22 protein-coding genes and 1 riboswitch are annotated in these 22,531 nt (G+C 42.7%); of the genes, 14 read left to right on the forward strand and 8 right to left on the reverse strand.

What is annotated here, in order from left to right:
* Nucleotides 1-135 precede the first annotated feature (135 nt).
* The gene (gene birA, locus ADM50_RS04125) at nucleotides 136-1,071 is read right to left on the reverse strand and encodes a bifunctional biotin--[acetyl-CoA-carboxylase] ligase/biotin operon repressor BirA (protein WP_049484631.1); all 936 of its coding nucleotides are present in this window, start codon (nucleotides 1,069-1,071) and stop codon (nucleotides 136-138) included.
* Nucleotides 1,072-1,341: 270 nt separating this feature from the next.
* Here birA and ADM50_RS04130 point away from each other — a divergent pair, with 270 nt between their 5' ends.
* The 6 genes from ADM50_RS04130 (at nucleotide 1,342) to pnuC (ending at nucleotide 7,425) form a co-directional block, all read left to right on the forward strand.
* Nucleotides 1,342-2,535, forward strand: coding sequence for an O-antigen ligase family protein (locus ADM50_RS04130; RefSeq protein ID WP_049484703.1), 1,194 nt, complete (start codon nucleotides 1,342-1,344; stop codon nucleotides 2,533-2,535).
* A 144-nt stretch (nucleotides 2,536-2,679) separates the two neighbouring features.
* Entirely contained in the window at nucleotides 2,680-3,123 is a 444-nt protein-coding gene (locus ADM50_RS04135; RefSeq protein ID WP_049484632.1) for a MarR family winged helix-turn-helix transcriptional regulator, read from the forward strand.
* A gap of 3 nt (nucleotides 3,124-3,126) precedes the next feature.
* A complete protein-coding gene (locus tag ADM50_RS04140; protein ID WP_000043837.1) occupies nucleotides 3,127-3,891 on the forward strand; it encodes a nuclear transport factor 2 family protein in 765 nt (254 codons plus the stop codon).
* A gap of 14 nt (nucleotides 3,892-3,905) precedes the next feature.
* Nucleotides 3,906-4,634 (forward strand): ATP-binding cassette domain-containing protein, encoded by a 729-nt coding sequence (locus tag ADM50_RS04145; protein WP_049484633.1) that lies wholly within the window; start codon nucleotides 3,906-3,908, stop codon nucleotides 4,632-4,634.
* The gene (locus ADM50_RS04150; RefSeq protein WP_049484634.1) at nucleotides 4,627-6,147 is read left to right on the forward strand and encodes an ABC transporter permease/substrate-binding protein; all 1,521 of its coding nucleotides are present in this window, start codon (nucleotides 4,627-4,629) and stop codon (nucleotides 6,145-6,147) included. Before ADM50_RS04145 ends, ADM50_RS04150 begins: the two co-directional genes overlap by 8 nt.
* 486 nt (nucleotides 6,148-6,633) lie before the next feature.
* Nucleotides 6,634-7,425 (forward strand): nicotinamide riboside transporter PnuC, encoded by a 792-nt coding sequence (gene pnuC, locus ADM50_RS04160; RefSeq protein WP_049484636.1) that lies wholly within the window; start codon nucleotides 6,634-6,636, stop codon nucleotides 7,423-7,425.
* Between the two features lie 33 nt (nucleotides 7,426-7,458).
* On the opposite strand, the gene ADM50_RS04165 is transcribed toward pnuC, so the two are convergent.
* Both ADM50_RS04165 and ADM50_RS04170 read right to left on the reverse strand, forming a co-directional pair.
* Nucleotides 7,459-7,791: a hypothetical protein gene (locus ADM50_RS04165; protein ID WP_049484637.1), complete on the reverse strand. Its 333-nt coding sequence runs from the start codon at nucleotides 7,789-7,791 to the stop codon at nucleotides 7,459-7,461.
* A gap of 26 nt (nucleotides 7,792-7,817) precedes the next feature.
* Nucleotides 7,818-8,372 carry a TetR/AcrR family transcriptional regulator gene (locus ADM50_RS04170; RefSeq protein ID WP_048779743.1) on the reverse strand — a complete coding sequence of 185 codons (555 nt, stop codon included), beginning with the start codon at nucleotides 8,370-8,372 and terminating at the stop codon, nucleotides 7,818-7,820.
* Nucleotides 8,373-8,504: 132 nt separating this feature from the next.
* On the opposite strand from ADM50_RS04170, the gene ADM50_RS04175 reads away from it, so the two are divergent.
* Nucleotides 8,505-9,395, forward strand: a complete 891-nt coding sequence (locus ADM50_RS04175; protein ID WP_049484638.1) for a cation diffusion facilitator family transporter — start codon at nucleotides 8,505-8,507, stop codon at nucleotides 9,393-9,395.
* A 33-nt stretch (nucleotides 9,396-9,428) separates the two neighbouring features.
* Here ADM50_RS04175 and galR read toward each other — a convergent pair whose 3' ends face one another.
* Nucleotides 9,429-10,433: a DNA-binding transcriptional regulator GalR gene (gene galR, locus ADM50_RS04180; RefSeq protein ID WP_049484639.1), complete on the reverse strand. Its 1,005-nt coding sequence runs from the start codon at nucleotides 10,431-10,433 to the stop codon at nucleotides 9,429-9,431.
* A 164-nt stretch (nucleotides 10,434-10,597) separates the two neighbouring features.
* On the opposite strand from galR, the gene ADM50_RS04185 reads away from it, so the two are divergent.
* The 3 genes from ADM50_RS04185 to ADM50_RS04195 all read left to right on the forward strand — a co-directional run bounded on the left by ADM50_RS04185 (nucleotide 10,598) and on the right by ADM50_RS04195 (nucleotide 13,750).
* Nucleotides 10,598-11,776, forward strand: coding sequence for a galactokinase (locus tag ADM50_RS04185; protein WP_049484640.1), 1,179 nt, complete (start codon nucleotides 10,598-10,600; stop codon nucleotides 11,774-11,776).
* Between the two features lie 18 nt (nucleotides 11,777-11,794).
* Nucleotides 11,795-13,276, forward strand: coding sequence for a UDP-glucose--hexose-1-phosphate uridylyltransferase (locus ADM50_RS04190; RefSeq protein WP_049484641.1), 1,482 nt, complete (start codon nucleotides 11,795-11,797; stop codon nucleotides 13,274-13,276).
* A 69-nt stretch (nucleotides 13,277-13,345) separates the two neighbouring features.
* Nucleotides 13,346-13,750, forward strand: coding sequence for a PaaI family thioesterase (locus tag ADM50_RS04195; RefSeq protein WP_044020314.1), 405 nt, complete (start codon nucleotides 13,346-13,348; stop codon nucleotides 13,748-13,750).
* 32 nt (nucleotides 13,751-13,782) lie between these two features.
* Here ADM50_RS04195 and ADM50_RS04200 read toward each other — a convergent pair whose 3' ends face one another.
* The 4 genes from ADM50_RS04200 to ADM50_RS04215 form a co-directional block, all read right to left on the reverse strand.
* A complete protein-coding gene (locus ADM50_RS04200; RefSeq protein ID WP_049484642.1) occupies nucleotides 13,783-15,045 on the reverse strand; it encodes a nucleobase:cation symporter-2 family protein in 1,263 nt (420 codons plus the stop codon).
* A complete protein-coding gene (locus tag ADM50_RS04205) occupies nucleotides 15,045-15,626 on the reverse strand; it encodes a xanthine phosphoribosyltransferase (protein WP_049484643.1) in 582 nt (193 codons plus the stop codon). Before ADM50_RS04205 ends, ADM50_RS04200 begins: the two co-directional genes overlap by 1 nt.
* A gap of 408 nt (nucleotides 15,627-16,034) precedes the next feature.
* Nucleotides 16,035-16,130, reverse strand: a riboswitch (purine riboswitch).
* A 133-nt stretch (nucleotides 16,131-16,263) separates the two neighbouring features.
* Nucleotides 16,264-16,650: a bleomycin resistance protein gene (locus tag ADM50_RS04210; RefSeq protein WP_033606257.1), complete on the reverse strand. Its 387-nt coding sequence runs from the start codon at nucleotides 16,648-16,650 to the stop codon at nucleotides 16,264-16,266.
* Nucleotides 16,651-16,661: 11 nt separating this feature from the next.
* Complete coding sequence (locus ADM50_RS04215) at nucleotides 16,662-17,489, reverse strand: exodeoxyribonuclease III (RefSeq protein WP_049484644.1); 828 nt, start codon at nucleotides 17,487-17,489, stop codon at nucleotides 16,662-16,664.
* Between the two features lie 133 nt (nucleotides 17,490-17,622).
* Here ADM50_RS04215 and ADM50_RS04220 point away from each other — a divergent pair, with 133 nt between their 5' ends.
* The 4 genes from ADM50_RS04220 to ADM50_RS04240 all read left to right on the forward strand — a co-directional run bounded on the left by ADM50_RS04220 (nucleotide 17,623) and on the right by ADM50_RS04240 (nucleotide 22,394).
* A complete protein-coding gene (locus ADM50_RS04220; RefSeq protein ID WP_033606256.1) occupies nucleotides 17,623-18,078 on the forward strand; it encodes a DUF3290 family protein in 456 nt (151 codons plus the stop codon).
* Complete coding sequence (locus ADM50_RS04225; protein ID WP_000174452.1) at nucleotides 18,075-18,710, forward strand: DUF421 domain-containing protein; 636 nt, start codon at nucleotides 18,075-18,077, stop codon at nucleotides 18,708-18,710. The genes ADM50_RS04220 and ADM50_RS04225 overlap by 4 nt, the downstream gene beginning before the upstream one ends.
* Nucleotides 18,711-18,916: 206 nt before the next feature.
* Nucleotides 18,917-20,662, forward strand: a complete 1,746-nt coding sequence (locus ADM50_RS04235) for an ABC transporter ATP-binding protein (RefSeq protein ID WP_049484645.1) — start codon at nucleotides 18,917-18,919, stop codon at nucleotides 20,660-20,662.
* On the forward strand, nucleotides 20,652-22,394 hold the full coding sequence (locus tag ADM50_RS04240) for an ABC transporter ATP-binding protein (RefSeq protein WP_049484646.1): 1,743 nt from the start codon (nucleotides 20,652-20,654) through the stop codon (nucleotides 22,392-22,394). Before ADM50_RS04235 ends, ADM50_RS04240 begins: the two co-directional genes overlap by 11 nt.
* Nucleotides 22,395-22,531: the final 137 nt, after the last annotated feature.

Consider the following 22,531-nt stretch of genomic DNA (forward strand, 5'->3'; position numbering starts at 1 on the left):
GGTTTGCTAAATCGTTAGGTCGGGTAACCGGCGCGGGGGTTCGAATCCCCCATTCTCCGTAAGTTAAGAGAGCTGTTAGGCTCTTTTTTTGTAAGCAAATCCCCCTTCTAAATCGTTAAAAGGGGGATTTGTTTATTACCAACTTGTTAGTGATATTTCTCCGCTATTTAGCCAGATAGTATGTTTATCTTCAAGTTCGACTTGAAGTTGACCAGATTCTGAGATTTCTTTTGCAAGACCTTTATTCAATTTTCCATCTAGCTGGAAGGTAACTTCTTTTCCAAGAACGATTGATCTTTCTTTATAGATATAAAGTAGTTCATCTGAATCCGTATTGTAGAAACAATTCCATATTTCGCTGATGAGCTCATTACGACTAATTGGTGCAGGTGCCATAAATAGGCTGCCTGCTTTTTCTTTTAGGTCATCTGGGAAGTCTGCTATAGAAAAATTTATACCCAGTCCGATAATGACATCTGTAACCAAGCCTGTCTCAACTGATGTCATTGCTTCGGTGAGGATACCTGCTATCTTTTTATTTTTAAAGTAGATATCATTTACCCATTTGATATCTACTTCTATCATAGTTAGATTTTTAATGGCTTTGCAGACTGCAGCTGCCACAAGAAGAGTATAGGATGGGAGTTTTTCATAGGGAAGGTTTGGTTGAATATGCAGAGACATATAGATCCCGCCCTGAGATGGAGAATAGTAGGGGCGCTGAAAGCGGCCACGACCTGCTGTTTGACAGGTTGAAAGATAGAGTGTGTTTCCTTGGTTTCCAGCCTCAATCCCTTCTTTTGCATCTGTTTGTGTTGAGTTTGTCTCAGGTTTGTAGCGAATGGTTAAGTTGGTGTTCTCTTGAATCAAATCAGGCAATATCAGATCGCCTTGAATAAGCTTGTATCCTCTATTTTTGATACTATCAATTTCTAGGCCTTCTTGTTGAAGACGTTGGATCGCTTTCCATATAGATGTACGACTTAAATTCAGTTCTTCTCCGATTTTTTCTCCGCTAACATAATCGTTTTCTCTAGCTAATATTTGGTAGACTAGTTGGTGTGATTTCATTGATTTTCCTTTATACAGATTTGTTCTATAGTGATTTTTATAGCTTTCTTTTATTCTACCACAGCTTTCTTTAATTTAGGGAAATGAATAGTTGTAGGGGAGCAATAATTGCTTTGTAAAATTTCTCTCCTTAAAAATTTTTCTAAATATTCACTGATTTTTTCTTTTTGGTAGCGTGTTCATTGTTCCCAAATGACGGAAAAAATGGTAGAATATAAAGATAGTTTAGCATTTATCTTCTGGAGAAATCCAGAACAGAAAGGATCCGTTTTGAAATCAATTGGATTACTGGATAAGATAAGAGGGCTTTCGAAAAAAGATTTCTTTTTGTATTTGATGATCATAAGTATCTTTTTACCTTTTTATTTGTTCTTAGCTCTCTTTGCTTTATATTTGATAGGTTTACTTGTTACTGGGGAGATGAAGGGAATTATCAAAGGATTGGCCAAACATCCTGTACTTCTCTTTTTTATTGCCTACAGTAGTATCATCTCTATCGTCGCCAAGAACTGGCTTGGATTGGTTGCATCTTTACTGATGTTTCTCTTCCTCATTTTCTTTAGTTTTTACCAGAAACGTCTGACACATGCTTTCTTTCGACTTATACTGCAGACAATCTTGTTTGGTAGTGTGCTCTCTGCTGTTTTTGCTACTTTGGAGCATTTCCAAATTGTAAAGAAATTTAACTATGCCTTTCTTTCGCCCAATATGCAGGTATGGCATCAGAATCGGGCAGAAGTGACCTTTTTTAATCCTAATTACTATGGAATTATTTGTTGTTTCTGTATCATGATTGCCTTCTATCTCTTTACAACGACCAAGTTGAATTGGTTGAAGGTATTCTGTGTGATTGCAGGCTTTGTTAATCTCTTTGGATTGAACTTTACGCAAAATCGAACTGCCTTTCCTGCTATTATCGCTGGAGCCATCATTTATCTCTTTACAACCATTAAAAACTGGAAGGCCTTTTGGCTTAGTATCGGGGTCTTTGCGATTGGCTTGAGTTTCCTTTTTTCTAGTGATTTGGGAGTTCGGATGGGGACTTTAGATTCCTCTATGGAAGAACGCATTTCTATCTGGGATGCTGGGATGGCCTTGTTTAAGCAAAATCCTTTTTGGGGGGAGGGGCCATTGACCTATATGCACTCTTATCCTCGGATAAATGCTCCTTATCATGAACATGCTCACAGCCTTTATATTGATACGATTCTGAGTTACGGAATTGTGGGGACTATTTTATTAGCTTTGTCTTCTGTTGCTCCTGTTCGTTTGATGATGGATATGAGTCAGGAGTCGGGGAAACGTCCGATTATCGGTCTTTATCTATCTTTCCTTACAGTGGTTGCTGTGCATGGAATCTTTGACTTGGCCCTTTTCTGGATTCAGTCAGGCTTCATTTTCTTGTTAGTTATGTGCAGTATTCCATTGGAGCGTCGAACTTTGGTATCAGACATGACGGATTAAGTTTATAAGATTGAAATCTTCTACCTTGAGTAGGAGATTTTTTACTGAGAAAAATTAGTTCTAAATCGAAATAGTTGACAATTGGAATAATAAGTATTATAATGTTTTTTATTCGTATCGATATAGAAATAAATTGGAGGTTTCATGAAATATTGTCATTTGGTAGCCCATCATATTCGTTTGTTGAATGGGCGGATTTTTCAAAAGTTACTGAGACAAGACCCTGACTCTCTTTATCGGAGTGAGCAGGGAAAGATTTTAGCGGTTTTATGGAATAGTAAGACGGGCTGTGCAACTGCGACAGATATTGCGCTTGCGACTGGGCTTGCTAATAATACGCTGACGACTATGATAAAAAAGCTAGAGGAACAAAATCTTATAACTGTCAGTCCGTGTGGAGAAGATAAGCGTAAGAAGTATTTAGTTTTAACAGAGTTGGGCAAGTCCCAGAAAGAAGTTGGGCAACGTGTCAGTCAAAAATTAGATGCAATTTTTTATAAAGGCTTCTCTGAAGAAGAAATCCGTCAGTTTGAAAGCTATCAGGAACGCATTTTAGACAATCTGAAAGAGAAGGAAAGTGAGGCATAAATCATGTCAAAACAAGTTGAAAATGCCCAAAATCTATATATTCACGCCATTCAAGATGGGCGTGTTGCGGAGGCTCAAGCTCAGTCTGTAGGGGATACCTACATTCAACACTCGACAGGTGTGCCAGATGGGAAAGAAGGGTTTGCGGCTTTCTTTGCAAACTTCTTTGAGCGCCATCCCGAGCGTGAGATGAAAATTGTTCGCACCATTGAAGACGGTAATCTAGTCTTCGTCCATGTTCATCAATATCTCAATGGTGGGGAAGCTCAATGGGTGACGACAGATACTTTCCGTGCGGATGAGAATGGCCGTATCGTAGAACATTGGGATGTTATTGACTACTATCGAACACCTGAAAATGGCCAATTAGACCAGATTTTTGGAGATTTTGAGATCAAGGATTTGGACAAGACAGCAGAAAATAAAAAGTTAGTTCGCCGTTTCTTGACAGAAATTTTCCAAAATGGGGAGCTAGAGCAGTGGAATGATTATGTGGCAGACGATTTGATTCAGCATAATCATGAGATTGGACAAGGAAGTCAGGCCTATAAAAATTATGTGGCTGAACATGGTGTTACTTTCGACTTTGTTTTCCAGCTTTTGGGACAAGGAAACTATGTGGTTAGCTATGGGCAGACTCAGATTGATGGAGTTGCCTATGCCCAGTATGACATCTTCCGTTTGGAGAATGGCTTGATTGTGGAGCATTGGGATAATAAGGAAGTCATGCCTAAGGTAGAAGACTTGACTAATCGAGGAAAGTTTTAAATAGAGGACAAAGAATGATTGAATACAAAAATGTAGCGTTACGCTATACAGAAAAAGATGTTTTGAGAGATGTTAATTTACGGATTGAGAATGGGGAGTTCATGGTTTTAGTTGGGCCTTCTGGGTCCGGTAAGACGACCATGATTAAGATGATTAATCGTCTTTTGGAACCGACTGATGGAAATATTTACATGGATGGCAAGCGCATCAAAGACTATGACGAGCGTGAGCTTCGTCTTTCTACTGGTTATGTTTTACAGGCCATTGCTCTTTTTCCCAATCTAACGGTTGCGGAAAATATTGCTCTCATTCCTGAGATGAAGGGCTGGACTAAGGAAGAAATTGCTCAGAAAACAGAAGAGCTTTTAGCTAAGGTTGGTTTACCGGTAGCTGAGTATGGGCATCGCTTACCTAGTGAATTATCTGGTGGAGAACAGCAACGGGTCGGGATTGTCCGTGCCATGATTGGTCAGCCTAAGATCCTCCTCATGGATGAGCCCTTTTCAGCCTTGGATGCTATTTCGAGAAAACAGTTGCAGGTTCTGACGAAAGAATTGCATAAAGAGTTTGGTATGACAACGATTTTTGTGACCCATGATACGGATGAAGCTTTGAAATTGGCGGACCGTATTGCTGTCTTGCAGGATGGAGAGATTCGTCAGGTGGCGAATCCTGAGACCATTTTAAAAGCTCCTGCAACAGACTTTGTAGCAGACTTGTTTGGAGGTAGTGTTCATGACTAATTTGATATCAACTTTTCAGGATCGTTTTGGTGACTGGGTAACAGCTCTATCTCAACATTTGCAGTTGTCACTGTTGACCTTGTTACTAGCTATTTTTATCGCTATTCCCTTGGCTGTTTATCTTCGTTATCATGAAAAGATAGCGGACTGGGTCTTGCAGATTGCAGGGATTTTCCAGACCATCCCGTCTCTGGCCTTGTTAGGACTCTTTATTCCCTTGATGGGAATTGGAACCTTGCCTGCTTTGACTGCTCTGGTGATTTATGCGATTTTCCCGATTTTGCAAAATACCATCACTGGGCTAAAGGGGATTGATCCAAGTCTACAAGAGGCTGGGATTGCCTTTGGGATGACCAGGTGGGAGCGACTCAAGAAGTTTGAAATTCCACTTGCCATGCCTGTCATTATGTCTGGGATTCGGACGGCAGCGGTCTTGATTATTGGTACGGCGACCTTGGCAGCCTTGATTGGTGCAGGGGGACTGGGTTCCTTTATCCTTTTGGGAATTGACCGCAATAATACTAGTCTGATTTTGATTGGGGCCCTTTCTTCTGCAGTGCTGGCCATTGCCTTTAACTTCCTACTAAAAGTGATGGAAAAAGCAAAATTGCGGACGATTTTCTCTGGTTTTGCCTTGGTGACCATATTACTCGGTCTGTCTTATAGTCCAGCCCTCTTGGCTCAAAAAGAGAAAGAAAACTTGGTGATTGCTGGGAAATTGGGTCCAGAACCAGAAATTTTGGCTAATATGTATAAATTGTTGATTGAAGAAAATACCAGTATGACTGCGACTGTTAAGCCGAATTTTGGGAAAACAAGCTTCCTCTATGAAGCTCTGAAAAAAGGGGATATTGATATCTATCCTGAATTTACCGGTACGGTGACTGAAAGTTTGCTTCAGCCATCACCCAAGGTAGGTCATGAGCCGGATCAGGTTTATCAGGTGGCGCGTGATGGCATTGCCAAACAAGATCATCTTGCCTATCTCAAACCCATGTCTTATCAAAATACCTACGCTGTAGCTGTTCCGAAAAAGATTGCTCAAGAATATGGCTTGAAGACCATTTCGGATTTGAAAAAAGTAGAAGGGCAGTTGAAGGCCGGTTTTACTCTCGAGTTTAATGATCGTGAGGATGGAAATAAGGGCTTGCAATCAATGTATGGTCTCAATCTCAACGTAGCGACCATGGAGCCGGCTCTTCGCTATCAGGCAATTCAGTCAGGCGATATTCAAATCACAGATGCCTATTCGACGGATGCAGAGTTGGCACGTTATGACTTACAGGTCTTGGAGGATGACAAGCAACTCTTCCCACCTTATCAAGGAGCGCCACTCATGAAAGAAGCTCTTCTCAAGAAACATCCTGAATTGGAGACAGTTCTCAATAAATTGGCTGGTAAAATCACGGAAAGCCAGATGAGCCAGCTCAACTACCAAGTCGGTGTTGAAGGCAAGTCAGCAGAACAAGTAGCCAAGGAGTTTTTACAAGAACAAGGTTTGTTGAAGAAATAGCTTGAAAATGCTAAACTCAACTTGGTTAAACGATATATAGAAAATGCTCAGACAATCTTGTCTGGGCATTTTTGATATTAGAGTTACTAAATGTCATTTAAAATGGAAAATAATACTCAATGAAAATCAAAGAGCAAACTAGGAAGCTAGCCGCAGGTTGCTCAAAGTACAGCTTTGAGGTTGTAGATAGAACTGACGAAGTCAGTAACATATATACGGTAAGGTGACGCTGACGTGGTTTGAATTTGATTTTCGAAGAGTATAAGAGGAAATTTTCAGGATTTTCCAATATTTTACTGTAAATACACTTGACTATTCAGAGAATAGGTGTATAATGTGTTGTGAACTACTTAACAAATAAAGATTTCCAGCTCATGTCGACTAAGGATGGAAATCTTGTGTATAGACAGTTCAGTAGATATATAATAGAGCGTTGCGTCCGAAAGTCTATCCAGACACGGCTCTTTAAAAACAAAAGGAGAAAATATGACGACTTATTTGCAAACAAAACTCAAGAATATCAAAATTACTCTTGGTGAGATGTCTGGCGGTTACCGCCGTATGGTTGCTGCTATGGCTGATTTGGGATTTTCAGGAACCATAAAGGCTATCTGGAATGACCTCTTTGCCAATCGTAGTTTTGCTCAGTGGCTTTATTTGCTAGTTTTAGGAAGTTTTCCAATCTGGCTTGAGTTGATTTATGAACACCGCATTGTTGACTGGGTTGGGATGATTTGTAGTCTGACTGGAATTATCTGTGTTATCTTTGTATCGGAAGGTCGAGCGAGTAATTACCTTTTTGGTTTGATTAACTCTGTCATTTACCTTATCTTGGCTTTGCAGAAAGGCTTTTATGGTGAGGTGCTGACGACACTTTACTTCACGGCCATGCAGCCAATTGGACTTCTAGTGTGGATCTACCAGGCGCAGTTTAAAAAGGAAAAGCAGGAGTTTGTCGCGCGTAAACTGGACGGCAAGGGTTGGACCAAGTATCTTTCTATTAGTGTTCTTTGGTGGTTGGTCTTTGGGTTCATTTATCAGTCTATCGGAGCCAATCGTCCTTATCGCGATTCTATCACAGATGCGACCAACGGGGTAGGGCAAATTCTCATGACAGCTGTTTACCGTGAACAATGGATATTCTGGGCAGCTACCAATGTCTTTTCAATCTATCTCTGGTGGGGAGAAAGCCTGCAAATCCAAGGGAAATACCTGATTTACTTGATCAATAGTCTAGTTGGTTGGTATCAATGGAGCAAGGCCGCAAAGAGTGCTTAAAAAGTAAAAAAGGATCAGATGATCCTTTTTGTGTTAGAGCAAAATGAATAATATCGTAATGACAATAGCGGTCGTTATGCGAACGATGTGGTGCGATATATGTTGACCTTCTTTCTGTTGGCCGTTCCAGTAGGCACCATAGCAGACGATACTCGAGCCCACAATCCATAGAAGAATGGTTGCAAGTGGGACGAAGTAAAAGATGGCTAGAGCCAGAGAGGTGAGACAACTGCCGACCAAGATGCACGTGTTTCCCAGACTGTAGTTTCTTTGTTTTATGGCTGAAAAAGCAGCTGCAAGGTGAAGCAATGAGAAGGCGAGAGCTAGTACAATTGTTAGTATTCCTAGAATCATCGAAGTTAACATAGTTGGTTCCTTTCTGAGTTACAGGCTTAGTTATCAAGTGGAGTTGTAGAGGTCATCCCCATTACATCAAGGTAAAATCTCACTACTTGGTCTTCTGTATAAGATTTTCCTTTTTTTAGCCACCAGGTCAGTGTTTCGATAAAATTGGTTACTACAAAATGTTTGAGGTAGGAGGCTGGTATGTTCGGATAGGCCTCTTGCAAATCCTCCGCTACCATGGGGTAAACATGGTGTTCGAGTTCCTTGTGTAGTTGGCGGAGGAAGTAGTCGTTTTTGGAAAAAAGGAGACTGGTGACATGGTCCTGGTTTTTCTGAAAATGTAAAAAGATATGTGCGAGGTAGTCCTCGGTAGTAAAGTGTCCTTCTCTTTCAAAGAGATGATGAAAGAGGTAGCGACAGAGGTCATCTAAAAGGAGTTCCTTACTCTCGTAGTGACAGTAAAAAGTAGAACGTCCAACATCTGCTAGGTCAATGATATCCTGAACAGTAGTGGTATCATAGCCTTTGTCGTTCAAAAGTTGTAAAAAAGCTTGATAGATGGCTTTTTTAGTCTTACTAACCCGACGGTCTCTTTTTGGCATATAGACACTTGAGACAAACTGTTCAGAACTGAACATGGCTGACAGTTTGCTTCTATCCTTTCTTTGGATTTTATTAGATAATACAAATGAAAGAAGTATGTATATACCCATTATACCAAAGGAGGGAGAGAAATGAGTTCTAAAACATCTATCTGGTTAGCTTTTTTCTTAAATTTAAGCTATGCGATTGTTGAGTTTATCGCAGGAGGAATCTTTGGTTCGAGTGCAGTTCTTGCTGATTCTGTTCATGACTTGGGAGATGCTATAGCCATTGGTATCTCTGCCCTTTTAGAAACGATTTCCAACCGTGAAGAAGATAGGCAGTACACCTTGGGTTACAAACGTTTTAGTCTTTTAGGGGCCATGCTAACGGCTGTGATTCTTACGATAGGGTCTGTCCTAGTGATCTTGGAAAATATCACAAAGATCGCTCACCCGCAACCCGTCAATGAGGAAGGGATCCTCTGGCTGGGAATCATTGCAGTAGCTATTAATGTGCTAGCAAGTCTGGTAGTTCGTGAGGGGAAAACAAAGAATGAGTCTATTCTTAGCTTGCATTTTCTAGAAGATACTCTTGGTTGGTTGGCTGTCATTCTAATGGCGATTATCCTCCGATTTACAGATTGGTATATCCTCGATCCGCTCTTATCGCTGGTTATTTCTATTTTTATTCTGTCGAAAGCCATTCCTCGCTTTTGGAGCGCACTGAAAATTTTCCTAGATGCTGTGCCGGAAGGGGTCGAGACAAGTGATTTGGAAAAGGATATAGAGGCTCTACCCAATGTCAAAAGTGTCAATCAACTTAGCATTTGGTCCATGGACGGTCTAGAGAACAATGCTATTGTCCACATCTGTATCGAGGACTGGGAGCAGATGATGGAGACCAAAGAAGTGGTGCGTCAATGTTTAGAAGAAAGAGGCGTGCAGAATATCACTATTGAAGTGGATAGCAGTCAAAGCAATCATGCGCAACATAGGCGGAGGGTGAGAGAGTTGGAGCAGAAGCATGGGCATCATCATTAGAAAAACGATCTCGCTAGAGGTCGTTTTGTTATCTTATTCATTCCTCGTACTTTCTCTCAATGTCAGTCTGGTGCCCAGCATGGTTAGGCTAGGTATTTTGCGACCGTGTAGAACTTCCTTGTTAAGAATATCCATCCCTGCTCGGCCCATTTCTTCGGTATAGACAGTGATGCTAGAAAGGGGAGGATAGACCTGCTTAGTCAGGCTGGTGTCGTTAAAAGAAATGAGGCTGACGCGGTCTGGTAGGCTAATTCCAGCTTCTTGAAGGGCACGGAGGGCGCCGATGGCTAAACTATCGCTAGCAGCGAAAAAGGCTGGTGGGAGTTGTTCTCCTAGCTTGTGAGTGGCCTCCTTCATCAAGTCATAGCCAGACTGGGCAGTAAAGCTCCCCTGAAAGACCAGTTCTTCATGGTAGATACCATTTGCTTGGGTAATGTCTTTGAAATTTTCTAGCCGCTTATCCTGGATAATTTCTTCCTGGTCGGTTGTTTCCTCAAGGCCTGTGAGAATTCCAATACGGTTCATCCCTTGGCTGAGGAAATGGTCTACAACTTGTTTCACAGCAGTGTAAAAGTCAGTGATAATACAGGTATGACCTAATGAGAGGGTATCGCTGTCTATAAAGACTAAAGGTTTTTGGTATTCTTCAAAGGCAGCAATCTGAGCTCGGCTGAACTTTCCGATGCAGAGAATGCCAATCACTTCCTCGCTGAGGGTAAAAGGATGGTCATTAAAATAGCGCAGGATATCATAGTCCAACTCTTGGGCTCTTTTTTCTATGCCTAGGCGAATCTGGTAGTAGTAGAGATCGTCCAACTCCCCTTGTTCACTGACCCATTGGATAATGGCAATCTTTTGCTTGGGTTTGTGGGACTCGCCTGTCTTGAGGTGCTTGGTGTAGCCCAGCTCTTCAGCAACTGTTAAAATACGGTGTCTGGTTTCTTCTGTGACAGATAGGCTCTGGTCGCGATTGAGGACACGGGATACGGTCGCGATAGAGACAGAGGCTAGCTGTGCGATGTCTTTTAAGGTAGCCATAAATCCTCCTCCTTTTAGGTTAGTATATCATATTTTTCTGCTTTTTACTGATAGTTTAGTAAAAGTTTAGTAAAAAGGATTGACCTTGGCAAATCCCTTGGATACAATAGAAGAAAACGATTACACGTTAAGATGACTTAACGGACAGTCAAAGGAGAATTCATATGACACAACATCTTACTGCTGAAGCCCTTCGCAAAGACTTTCTTGCCGTTTTTGGTCAAGAAGCAGACCAAACTTTCTTTTCACCAGGCCGTATCAATTTGATTGGTGAACACACGGATTACAATGGTGGGCATGTTTTCCCAGCAGCTATTTCCTTGGGAACTTATGGGGCGGCTCGCAAACGTGACGACCAAGTTTTGCGTTTCTACTCAGCCAACTTTGAGGACAAGGGTATCATTGAAGTGCCTCTTGCTGACCTCAAGTTTGAAAAAGAGCACAGCTGGACCAACTATCCAAAAGGGGTTCTTCATTTCTTGCAAGAAGCTGGACACGTGATTGACAAAGGGTTTGATTTTTATGTTTATGGAAATATCCCCAATGGTGCAGGCTTGTCCTCTTCAGCATCTTTGGAACTTTTAACAGGGGTTGTGGCAGAGCATCTCTTTGATTTAAAACTAGACCGTTTGGATTTGGTTAAAATCGGAAAACAAACAGAAAATAACTTTATCGGAGTCAACTCTGGTATCATGGACCAGTTTGCTATCGGTATGGGTGCTGACCAACGTGCTATTTACCTCGATACAAATACGTTAGAATATGACTTGGTGCCACTTGATTTGAAGGACAATGTCGTTGTTATTATGAATACCAACAAACGCCGTGAACTAGCGGACTCTAAATACAATGAACGCCGTGCTGAGTGTGAGAAAGCTGTGGAAGAATTGCAAGTTGCCTTGGAGATTCAGACCTTGGGTGAATTGGACGAGTGGGCCTTTGACCAATACAGCTATCTGATTAAAGACGAAAATCGTTTGAAACGTGCTCGCCATGCTGTGCTAGAAAACCAACGTACTCTTAAAGCTCAAGCAGCCCTTCAAGCAGGTGATTTAGAAACGTTTGGACGATTGATGAATGCGTCACACGTTTCTCTGGAGCATGACTATGAAGTAACTGGCTTGGAATTGGATACTCTTGTTCACACAGCTTGGGATCAAGAAGGTGTTCTCGGTGCTCGTATGACAGGAGCAGGTTTTGGTGGCTGTGCCATTGCCTTGGTTCAAAAAGATGCCGTTGAGGCTTTTAAAGTAGCTGTTGGCAAGCACTACGAGGAAGTCGTTGGATATGCTCCAAGCTTCTATATCGCTGAAGTTGCAGGTGGCACTCGCGTCCTTGACTAGTTAAAAGGAGGCATTATAGTGACCTTAGTAGATAAATTTGTAACACATGTCATTTCTGAAAGTTCCTTTGAAGAAATGGATCGAATCTACCTGACCAATCGTGTCTTGGCACGAGTGGGCGAAGGTGTTTTGGAAGTTGAGACTAATCTAGATACATTGATTGACCTTAAGGACCAGCTGGTAGAGGAGGCTGTTCGATTAGAGACGATTGAGGATAGTCAGACTTCGCGTGAAATCCTCGGTGCTGAATTGATGGACTTGGTGACCCCTTGTCCGAGTCAGGCTAATCGTGACTTTTGGACAACCTACGCCCACTCTCCTGAGCAGGCAATTGCAGATTTTTACCAGCTTAGCCAGAAAAATGACTACATCAAGCTTAAGGCCATTGCTAAAAATATTGCTTATCGTGTGCCGTCTGATTACGGAGAACTTGAGATTACCATTAACCTCTCTAAGCCTGAAAAGGATCCGAAAGAGATTGCGGCAGCCAAGTTGGTGCAAGCTAGCAATTATCCCCAGTGTCAGCTTTGTCTAGAGAACGAAGGCTACCATGGTCGAGTTAACCACCCAGCTCGCAGCAATCACCGCATTATCCGTTTCGAAATGGCGGGTCAGGAGTGGGGCTTCCAGTATTCGCCCTATGCTTATTTTAATGAGCACTGTATTTTCTTAGACGGCCAGCACCGTCCCATGGCCATTAGTCGTCAGAGTTTTGAGCGCCTGCTGGCGATTGTAGAGCAATTTCCAGGCTATTTTGCAGGTTCGAATGCCGACCTTCCAATCGTGGGAGGCTCTATTCTGACTCATGATCACTATCAGGGAGGCCGTCATGTATTTCCTATGGAATTGGCTCCCTTGCAAAAGACTTTCTCTTTTACTGGTTTTGAACAAGTCAAGGCTGGGATTGTCAAGTGGCCTATGTCAGTGCTACGTTTGACTTCGGATTCCAAAGAGGATTTGATTAACTTGGCTGATAAGATATTGCAGGAATGGAGACAGTATTCAGATCCAAGTGTGCAAGTATTGGCAGAGACAGACGGGACACCGCATCACACCATTACACCCATTGCCCGTAAACGAGATGGTCAGTTTGAGTTGGACTTGGTCTTGCGGGACAATCAGACATCGCCAGAGCATCCTGACGGTATCTATCATCCCCACAAGGATGTCCAACATATCAAGAAGGAAAATATCGGCTTGATTGAGGTCATGGGCTTGGCTATCTTACCACCTCGTTTGAAAGTAGAAGTGGAGCAAGTCGCTAGTTATCTTGTAGGAGGTGATGAGGCAGTTGCCTCTTATCATCAGGAATGGGCAGACCAGCTCAAAGTCCAACATCCAGACCTAAAAGATAAAGAAAAAGCCCTTGAAATCGTCAAGGACTCTGTAGGCGCTATCTTTGCGCGTGTTCTGGAAGACGCAGGGGTTTACAAGCAGACGGAACAAGGACAGGTAGCCTTTATGCGCTTTGTAGAACAGGTCGGAATTTTGCCAAATTAGGAGCTTTCTCCTTGCGCAGTCCTATAAAAAGTAGTATCATAGTGTCGTTTGAACTATCAGGAGGAAACGATGAAAGATTTTCATTTTGACGCTATATCTGCCTTTGAAAATTACGAAATAGAAAAAATGAGAGATGGTCATGTTGTGGTGACGACAAAAGTAGTGGACTCGTCGCTCAACTATTATGGCAATGCCCATGGTGGCTATCTCTTCACTCTTTGTGACCAGATTAGTGGCTTGGTGGTTATCTCGCTGGGGCTTGATGGAGTGACACTCCAATCCTCTATCAACTACCTCAAGGCAGGAAAACGCGACGATGTGTTGACGATTAAAGGAGAATGTGTCCATCAAGGTCGCACAACCTGTGTCGTGGATGTGGATATCACCAATCAAGAAGGCAGAAATGTCTGCAAAGCCACCTTTACCATGTTTGTCACAGGACAAAGGTCAGAAGACAGACAGGTAAGGATATAAAGAAACAAAAAAGAGGCTCACACCTCTTTTTCTTATTTCTTTTTATGATTTAATACTGCATTGAGTACAATGGCGAGTAGGCTGGCTACGACGATCCCGTTTGAGAAGAACATTTGGAAGGCTGTCGGCATGCTGACGAAGAGATTACTATTGTTGAGTCCGACACCTGCAGCGATGGAGACAGCTGCGATAAGGAAGTTATGTTCATTGTTAGCAAAGTCAACACGGGCGAGGATTTGCATCCCTTGAAGGGAAACAAAACCAAACATCACCAGCATGGCCCCTCCAAGGACAGGGCTTGGAATGATTTGGGCGAGGGCGCCAAACTTAGGAAGGAGTCCAAGGAGAACTAGGAAACCAGCTGCGTAGTAGATTGGTAGGCGAGTCTTGATACCTGACAATTTAACCAAACCAACGTTTTGTGAAAATCCTGTGTAAGGGAAGGTGTTAAAGATTCCTCCGAGAAGGACAGCTAAACCTTCTGCGCGGTAACCGTTGCGCAGGCGCATGCTGTCGATTGGGTCATTGGTAATATCAGACAAGGCCAGGTAAACACCAGTGGATTCAACCATAGACACCGTTGCGATGATACACATCATGACAATAGAGGAGATTTCAAAGGTTGGCACCCCAAAGTAGAGGGGAGTTGGGACATGGACAAGTGGTGCTGCTGCAACAGGGGAGAAATCAACCAAGCCCATGGTAGCAGCAATGGCAGTTCCGACAACCAACCCAATCAAAATGGAAATAGACTTGATAAATCCTTTGGTAAAGATGTTAATCAAGAGGATAATCAGAACAGTAATAGCAGCAAGCAAGAGACTTTGACCAGTTGGCTCTGGAACGTTATTCCCCATATTTCCAATAGCGACAGGAATCAAGGTCAATCCAATAGTCGTAATAACAGATCCTGTTACGATAGATGGGAAGAGATTGGCAACTTTTGAGAAAATGCCGGAAATCAGAACTACATAAATCCCAGAAACGATAAGGGCACCAAACATAGCACCGCTACCGTGGCTTTGCCCAATCATAATTAAAGGAGCGACGGATTGGAAGGCAACCCCGAGAACGACTGGTAGTCCAATCCCGAAGTATTTGTTGAGTTGAAGTTGGAGGAAGGTGGCCACCCCACACATGAAGATATCTGTGGAAATTAGGTAGGTCAACTGCTCAGCTGAATAGCCAAGAGCTGTCGCTATCATGATAGGAACTAGGATAGATCCTGAGTACATGGCGAGTAAGTGCTGCAAGCCAAGAACGGCTGCTTGCGAGTGTTTTTCTTGTTGTTGCATTAGAGATCTGCCTCCTTAAATACGACATGACCGTTTTCAAAACGATCTAAGCGAGCCAGTGATAGGACAGGGTAGCCTGCTTTTTCAAGCAGATCACGACCATCTTGGAAGGATTTTTCAATCACGATACCAATCGCTTCGACTTTTGCTCCAGCTTGTTCGATGATTTGGATCAAGCCTTTGGCAGCTTGTCCATTGGCAAGAAAATCATCGATAATCAAGACCTTGTCCTCAGGTGAGAGGAATTTTCCAGCGATGGAAACCGTGCTAGTCACTTGTTTGGTAAAGGAGTAGACTTGGGCAGTTAAGATGCCTTCGTTCATGGTGATATTTTTTGCTTTTTTTGCGAAAATCATGGGAACATTCAAGGCTTCAGCTGTAAAAACAGCTGGGGCGATACCTGAAGCTTCAATCGTTACAACCTTGGTAATGCCAGCAGTTGCGAATTTTTTCGCAAAAACCTTACCAATCTCCCGCATCAAACGATAGTCAACTTGGTGGGTTAAAAAGGAATCCACCTTGAGGATATTGTCCCCCAAGATATGCCCATCCTTGAGGATGCGCTCTTCTAATAATTTCATAAGACCTCCTAAAGTCTAAAAGATGCTTCATTTGCTTGTTTAAATGTTTCGATAGTGATTTAGTTTGCTAATAATGTATATGTATAATACTAGTGTGAGCGAAGCGAGTTTTACTAGATATTTCCCGCTGTAGTGGTATCATATACAATAATCTTGTTATTGTATATGACGGGATTTTTGAGAGTAAAATAGTTCGGGGAACTATTTTAGCCTAAGCCTAGAAATGAAAGAGCTAGGGGCTCAAAAATTAGGGATGAAATTCCGAAGGAAGTTGCTCCCGTCCGCACTAAATAAGGGAAATATTAAAAATATTATATTTAACCTTGAAGGCTAGCCTTAGCAAAATACTAAAAAAGGACCTACTTAATCCCCTAAGTAAGTCCCCAAAATAGGCATGGCCAAAACCATACCTTCAGCTGACATACTCATTGTTAGGTGTTCCGGCACCTTGTAGAAACGTCGTGCCAATTCACGACATAAACAAGTAAAATGATATTCAATTTTAAACAGGCTGCTGCCAATGTTTATATTTTACACCAATTAGCTTTATAAATCAAATATTTTGTTAGTAAATAGATCATAAAAACGAACGAATAAAAGGCTGCAATGCTAGATAGTATTGTAGACTTCGATTATTCTATTCGCTAAATCTTAGAAAATAACCATCTGGATCCAAAACTGCAAATTCATGAGGGTAAATAAAGCTATCTCCCACTCGAAATTCTCTTTTGGTCAGCGGACGATAAATAGGATAGTTGGCCTCCAGCAGTTTTTGGTGGAGCTGAGGGACATCTTCAATGCCAAAGGAAATATTGACACCGCGCCCGAAAGGATAGGTTAGTTGGGCTAATTCTTTTGTGCTGCCTTCTTCTAGCATAAGTTGGCAGTCTTCAAGCGAGAGGAAGAGAAATTTCTCCTCTGGACGCTCGTATTCGACAGAAAATCCCAGCAAGTTGCAGTAGAAGTGGCGTGACTTTTCGAGGTCAGATACTACAAATTCAGGAATGACAGCTTGATAGTCCATTAGCTTTCTCCTTAGAGTTCAATTTCCAATACAATCGGCGTATGGTCTTGACGCGCACCCGAGTCAATCATGTCAGACTTGGTCACCTTGTCAGCAACGCGGTTGCTAGTGAGCCAGTAGTCGATTCTCCAGCCTGTATTGTTGATTTTAGAAGTCTTGCTGCGTTGCGCCCACCAAGTATAACGCTCTGGGACATCGCCGTGAATATGGCGGAAGGTGTCAGTAAATCCAGTTGCCAAGAGGTTGGTAAATCCAGCACGTTCCTCGTCGGTAAATCCAGGTGAACGGCGGTTGCTGGCAGGATTTGCAAGGTCAATTTCATTGTGGGCTACATTGTAGTCACCGGTCGCAAGGACTGGTTTTTCTTTGTCTAGTTCAGCCAAGTACTCCGCATATTTGACATCCCAGACTTGGCGTTCTTCCAAACGTTTGAGGCCGTCGCCAGCGTTTGGAGTGTAAACTTGGGTCACGAAAAATTCATCAAATTCTAGAGTGATGATGCGACCTTCTAAGTCCATGGTAGAAGGGGCACCGATTTCTGGAAAAGTGACAGTGGGTGTGAGTTCTTTCTTATAAAGGAACATGGTTCCAGCATAGCCTTTGCGGGCAGGTTCTTGAGAAGAACGCCACGTGTTTTCGTAGTTTGGAAAGAGTTCAGCTAAAATTTCCAAGTGTTTTTTAGTAGGACCCTTGGCAGAAAGCTTGGTTTCCTGGATAGCGATAATATCAGCATTTTCGGCTACCAAGGTTTGCAGGACTTCTTGCGACAATTTTGCACGAGCTGAGTCGCTCGTTAGGGCTGCGTTGAGGGAATCAATATTCCATGAGATGAGTTTCATAAAGTTACCTTTTTCATTCAGATTACAGACTATATTATACCAAAAAAAGGCGCATTTCCCCAACGTATGGTTTGAAAAATCATCCTCTTTCGTTTATAATGAAGAATGATTTTATGAAAGGGAGTGAAAATAAATGAAATTTTACTCATATGACTATGTCCTCAGCCAAATTGGTCAGCAAAATGGCATCATGATTGGCTTTGGGATTGTGCTCCTAGCTATCACAGGATTTTTTGCTTTTAAAGCCTATCGAGATAAAAAGGGGACTAAGTTTCGGGAATTGGTCATGATTTTGGCCTTGACCTTGGTAGCCATGCTTTTGGTAACAATCTCAAAATACCAGACCAATCAAGCCTCTAACAACCAATTTCAAACTTCCCTTCATTTCATAGAGGTTGTTTCCAAAGACTTGGGAGTGGATAAATCAGAAGTTTATGTCAATACTTCTGCAGCCACTGATGGAGCACTTATCAAGGTAGGTTCAAATTTCTATCGTGCCATGAACGGGAGCCAACCAGACAAGTATCTTTTAGAGAAATTAGAATTGCATCAAACAGACGCTATTGAATTGGTGGAGGTAAACAAATGACACTCAATTATATGGAAATTTTAATCAAACTGGCCTTGGGTCTTTTCTCTCTTGTTTTTGTTATTAATGTGACAGGAAAGGGGAATCTAGCACCTAACTCTGCTACAGACCAAATTCAGAACTATGTTCTTGGTGGTATCATCGGTGGGGTGATTTACAATAGTTCAATCAGCATTCTGCAGTACGCAGTGATTTTGATGATGTGGACGATTTTGGTCTTGACCCTCAAGTGGCTCAATAACAATGTTCGTTTTGTCAAACGCTTGATTGATGGAAAACCAACTCTCCTTATCAAAAATGGGCAGATTGACCCAGAAGCCTGTCGTTCAGTTGGTTTGTCTGCAGCAGAAGTTGCTCTCAAACTTCGTAGCCAAGGAATTTTCCAGATGAAACAGGTCAAACGAGCTGTGCATGAGCAAAATGGCCAACTCATCGTGGTCCAAATGGGAGATGAAAATCCTAAGTATCCAGTTGTGACTGACGGTGTGATCCAAGTCGATGTTTTGGAATATATTGACCGTAGCGAAGAGTGGTTGCTTGATAATCTCAGCAAACAAGGGCATGACAATGTGGCCAATATCTTTATCGCTGAGTATGACAAGGGTGCCGTCTCAGTCGTAACTTATGAATAAGAAAAACCTGGGGTCTTGTACTCTTCAAAAATCAAATTCAAACTGCGTCAACGTCGCCTTGCCGTATGTAGGTTACTGACTTCGTCAGTTCTATCTACAACCTCAAAGCAGTGCTTTGAGCAGCTTGCGGCTAGTTTCCTAGTTTGCTCTTTGATTTTCATTGAGTCTTGGCCTCAGGTTTCCATTTGCAATCAGAAAGGGATTTTATGTCCATTATTCAAAAACTTTGGTGGTTTTTCAGGTTAGAAAAACGCCGTTATCTAGTCGGGATTATGGCCTTGGTCTTGGTTTCCGTCCTCAATCTCATTCCTCCCATGGTTATGGGGCGGGTGATTGATGCCATTACATCGGGGCAATTAACCCATCAGGACCTCCTTCTTAATCTATTTTATCTGCTGCTGGCAGCCTTTGGGATGTACTATCTGCGATATGTTTGGCGCATGTATATCCTTGGAACTTCCTACCGTCTGGGGCAGATTATGCGCTCTCGATTGTTTGAGCATTTCACAAAAATGTCGCCAGCCTTTTATCAGACCTATCGAACGGGAGACCTGATGGCACACGCCACCAATGATATCAATGCCCTAACTCGTCTCGCAGGTGGAGGAGTCATGTCAGCAGTGGATGCTTCCATCACGGCGCTGGTGACTTTGCTGACCATGCTTTTTAGCATTTCTTGGCAGATGACTCTGGTTGCCATTCTTCCCTTGCCTTTCATGGCCTATGCGACCAGTCGTCTAGGGAGAAAGACCCACAAGGCCTTTGGCGAGTCACAGGCGGCATTTTCCGAACTCAATAACAAGGTGCAGGAGTCTGTATCGGGTATCAAAGTGACCAAATCTTTCGGTTATCAGGCGGACGAGCTCAAGTCCTTTCAGGCAGTAAATGAATTGACCTTCCAAAAGAACCTCCAAACCATGAAATACGATAGTCTCTTTGACCCTATGGTTCTCTTGTTTGTTGGTTCATCCTATGTTTTAACCCTTTTGGTCGGTTCCTTGATGGTTCAGGAGGGACAGATTACGGTTGGGAATCTGGTCACCTTTATCAGCTACTTGGATATGCTGGTCTGGCCTCTTATGGCCATTGGTTTCCTCTTTAATATCACTCAGCGAGGCAAGGTTTCTTACCAACGGATTGAGGAACTTTTATCTCAGGAATCACCTGTAAAAGACCCTGAGTTTCCTCTGGACGGTATTGAAAATGGACGTTTGGAGTACGCTATTGACAGCTTTGCCTTTGAAAATGAGGAGACACTGACGGATATTCACTTTAGTTTAGAAAAAGGACAAACCCTAGGCTTGGTCGGACAGACAGGCTCTGGGAAAACGTCCTTGATTAAGCTCCTCTTGCGTGAATACGATGTGGATAAGGGAGCTATTTATCTAAACGATCACGATATTCGTGATTATCGTCTGACAGACCTTCGTGGTCTCATGGGCTATGTCCCTCAAGATCAGTTTCTCTTTGCGACTTCGATTTTAGATAATATCCGCTTTGGCAATCCTAACTTGCCCCTTTCAGCGGTTGAGGAAGCGACTAAGCTAGCTCAAGTTTATCAAGACATTGTAGCCATGCCCCAGGGATTTGAGACCATTATCGGTGAAAAGGGAGTCAGTCTTTCTGGTGGTCAAAAGCAGCGTCTGGCCATGAGTCGGGCGATGATTTTAGACCCTGATATCTTGATTTTAGATGATTCTTTGTCGGCCGTGGATGCCAAGACGGAGTATGCGATTATCGACAAACTCAAGGAGACGCGAAAGGACAAAACAACCATTATTACGGCTCATCGCCTCAGTGCAGTTGTCCATGCAGATTTGATTTTAGTCCTGCAAAATGGTCAAATTATCGAACGAGGCAGGCACGAAGACTTGCTAGCTTTGGATGGCTGGTATGCCCAAACCTACCAGTCTCAGCAGTTGGAAATGAAAGGAGAAGAAGATGCAGAATAAGCAAGAACAATTGGCTGTATTGAAGCGCTTGATGTCTTATCTCAAGCCCTATGGCCTCCTGACCTTTTTGGCACTCAGTTTTCTCCTCGTGACTACAATCATTAAAAGTGTCATTCCCCTTGTGGCTTCCCACTTTATCGACCAGTACCTCAGCAACCTAAACCATCTTGCTATTACAGTTTTATTGGCCTACTATGGCCTCTATATCCTGCAAACTCTGGTCCAGTATGTCGGCAATCTTCTCTTTGCGCGGGTGTCCTACAGTATTGTCAGAGATATTCGTCACGATGCCTTTGCCAATATGGAGAAACTGGGCATGTCTTATTTTGACAAGACGCCAGCAGGTTCCATCGTCTCTCGTTTGACCAATGATACTGAGACCATCAGTGATATGTTTTCGGGAATTTTATCCAGCTTTATTTCAGCAGTTTTCATCTTTCTGACAACTCTGTATACCATGTTGGTGCTGGATTTTCGTTTGACAGCTTTAGTTTTGCTCTTTCTACCCTTGATTTTCCTTTTAGTCAATCTCTATCGGAAAAAGTCAGTGAAAATCATCGAAAAAACCAGAAGTCTCTTGTCAGATATCAATAGTAAGCTGGCAGAGAATATCGAGGGAATCAGGATTATCCAGGCCTTCAACCAAGAGAATCGCCTGCAAGCAGAATTTGATGAAATCAACCAAGAACACTTGGTCTATGCCAACCGTTCTGTGGCCTTGGATGCCCTCTTTTTGAGACCTGCCATGAGTTTGCTGAAACTCCTAGGATATGCAGTCTTGATGGCCTACTTTGGTTACCGCGGGCTTTATCTGGGAATAACAGCAGGAACCATGTATGCTTTTATCCAGTACATCAATCGGCTCTTTGACCCCTTGATTGAGGTGACGCAAAACTTTTCAACCCTTCAAACTTCTATGGTCTCAGCTGGACGTGTCTTTGCCTTGATTGACGAGAGGACCTATGAACCCCTTCAAAAGGATAGCCAAGCAAAGATTACAGAAGGTAATATTCGGTTTGAGCACGTGTGTTTCTCATATGATGGAAAACACCAGATTCTAGATGATATTTCCTTTTCAGTTAAGAAGGGTGAAACCATTGCCTTTGTAGGGCATACAGGTTCGGGGAAATCTTCCATTATCAATGTCCTCATGCGCTTTTATGAATTTCAGTCAGGCCGCGTTCTCTTGGATGGTGTGGATATCAGGAACTACAGTCAGGAAGAGTTGAGAAAGAATATCGGTTTGGTCTTACAGGATCCCTTCCTCTATCACGGGACTATCAAGTCCAATATCGCCATGTACCAAGACATTAGTGATGAAGAGGTCCAGGCTGCGGCTGCCTTTGTGGATGCAGATTCCTTTATTCAGGACCTTCCGCAGGGTTATGATACCCCCGTTTCCGAGCGTGGTTCGAGCTTTTCTACTGGCCAGCGCCAGCTTCTTGCCTTTGCTAGAACAGTCGCCAGTCAGCCTAAAATCCTGATTTTGGATGAAGCGACAGCCAATATTGACTCTGAAACAGAGAGTTTGGTTCAAGATTCCCTAGCTAAGATGAGACAGGGTCGGACGACCATTGCTATTGCTCATCGCCTTTCGACCATCCAAGACGCCAACTGCATCTACGTCTTGGACAAGGGGCGTATCATCGAGAGTGGAACCCATGAGGAACTCTTGGCCTTGGGAGGAACCTATCACAAGATGTATAGCTTGCAGGCTGGAGCTATGTCCTAATACTCTTTGGAAATCTCTTCAAACCATGTCAGCTTTATCTGCAACCTCAAAGCTGTACTTTGATTTTCATTGAACATCAGAAGGAAATCCTTCAAATTACAGATTTCTTGCACCGCCTTTTCCATTTTGTGGTATAA

Source organism: Streptococcus oralis, from assembly GCF_001075675.1.
Taxonomy (GTDB): Bacteria; Bacillota; Bacilli; order Lactobacillales; family Streptococcaceae; genus Streptococcus; species Streptococcus oralis_V.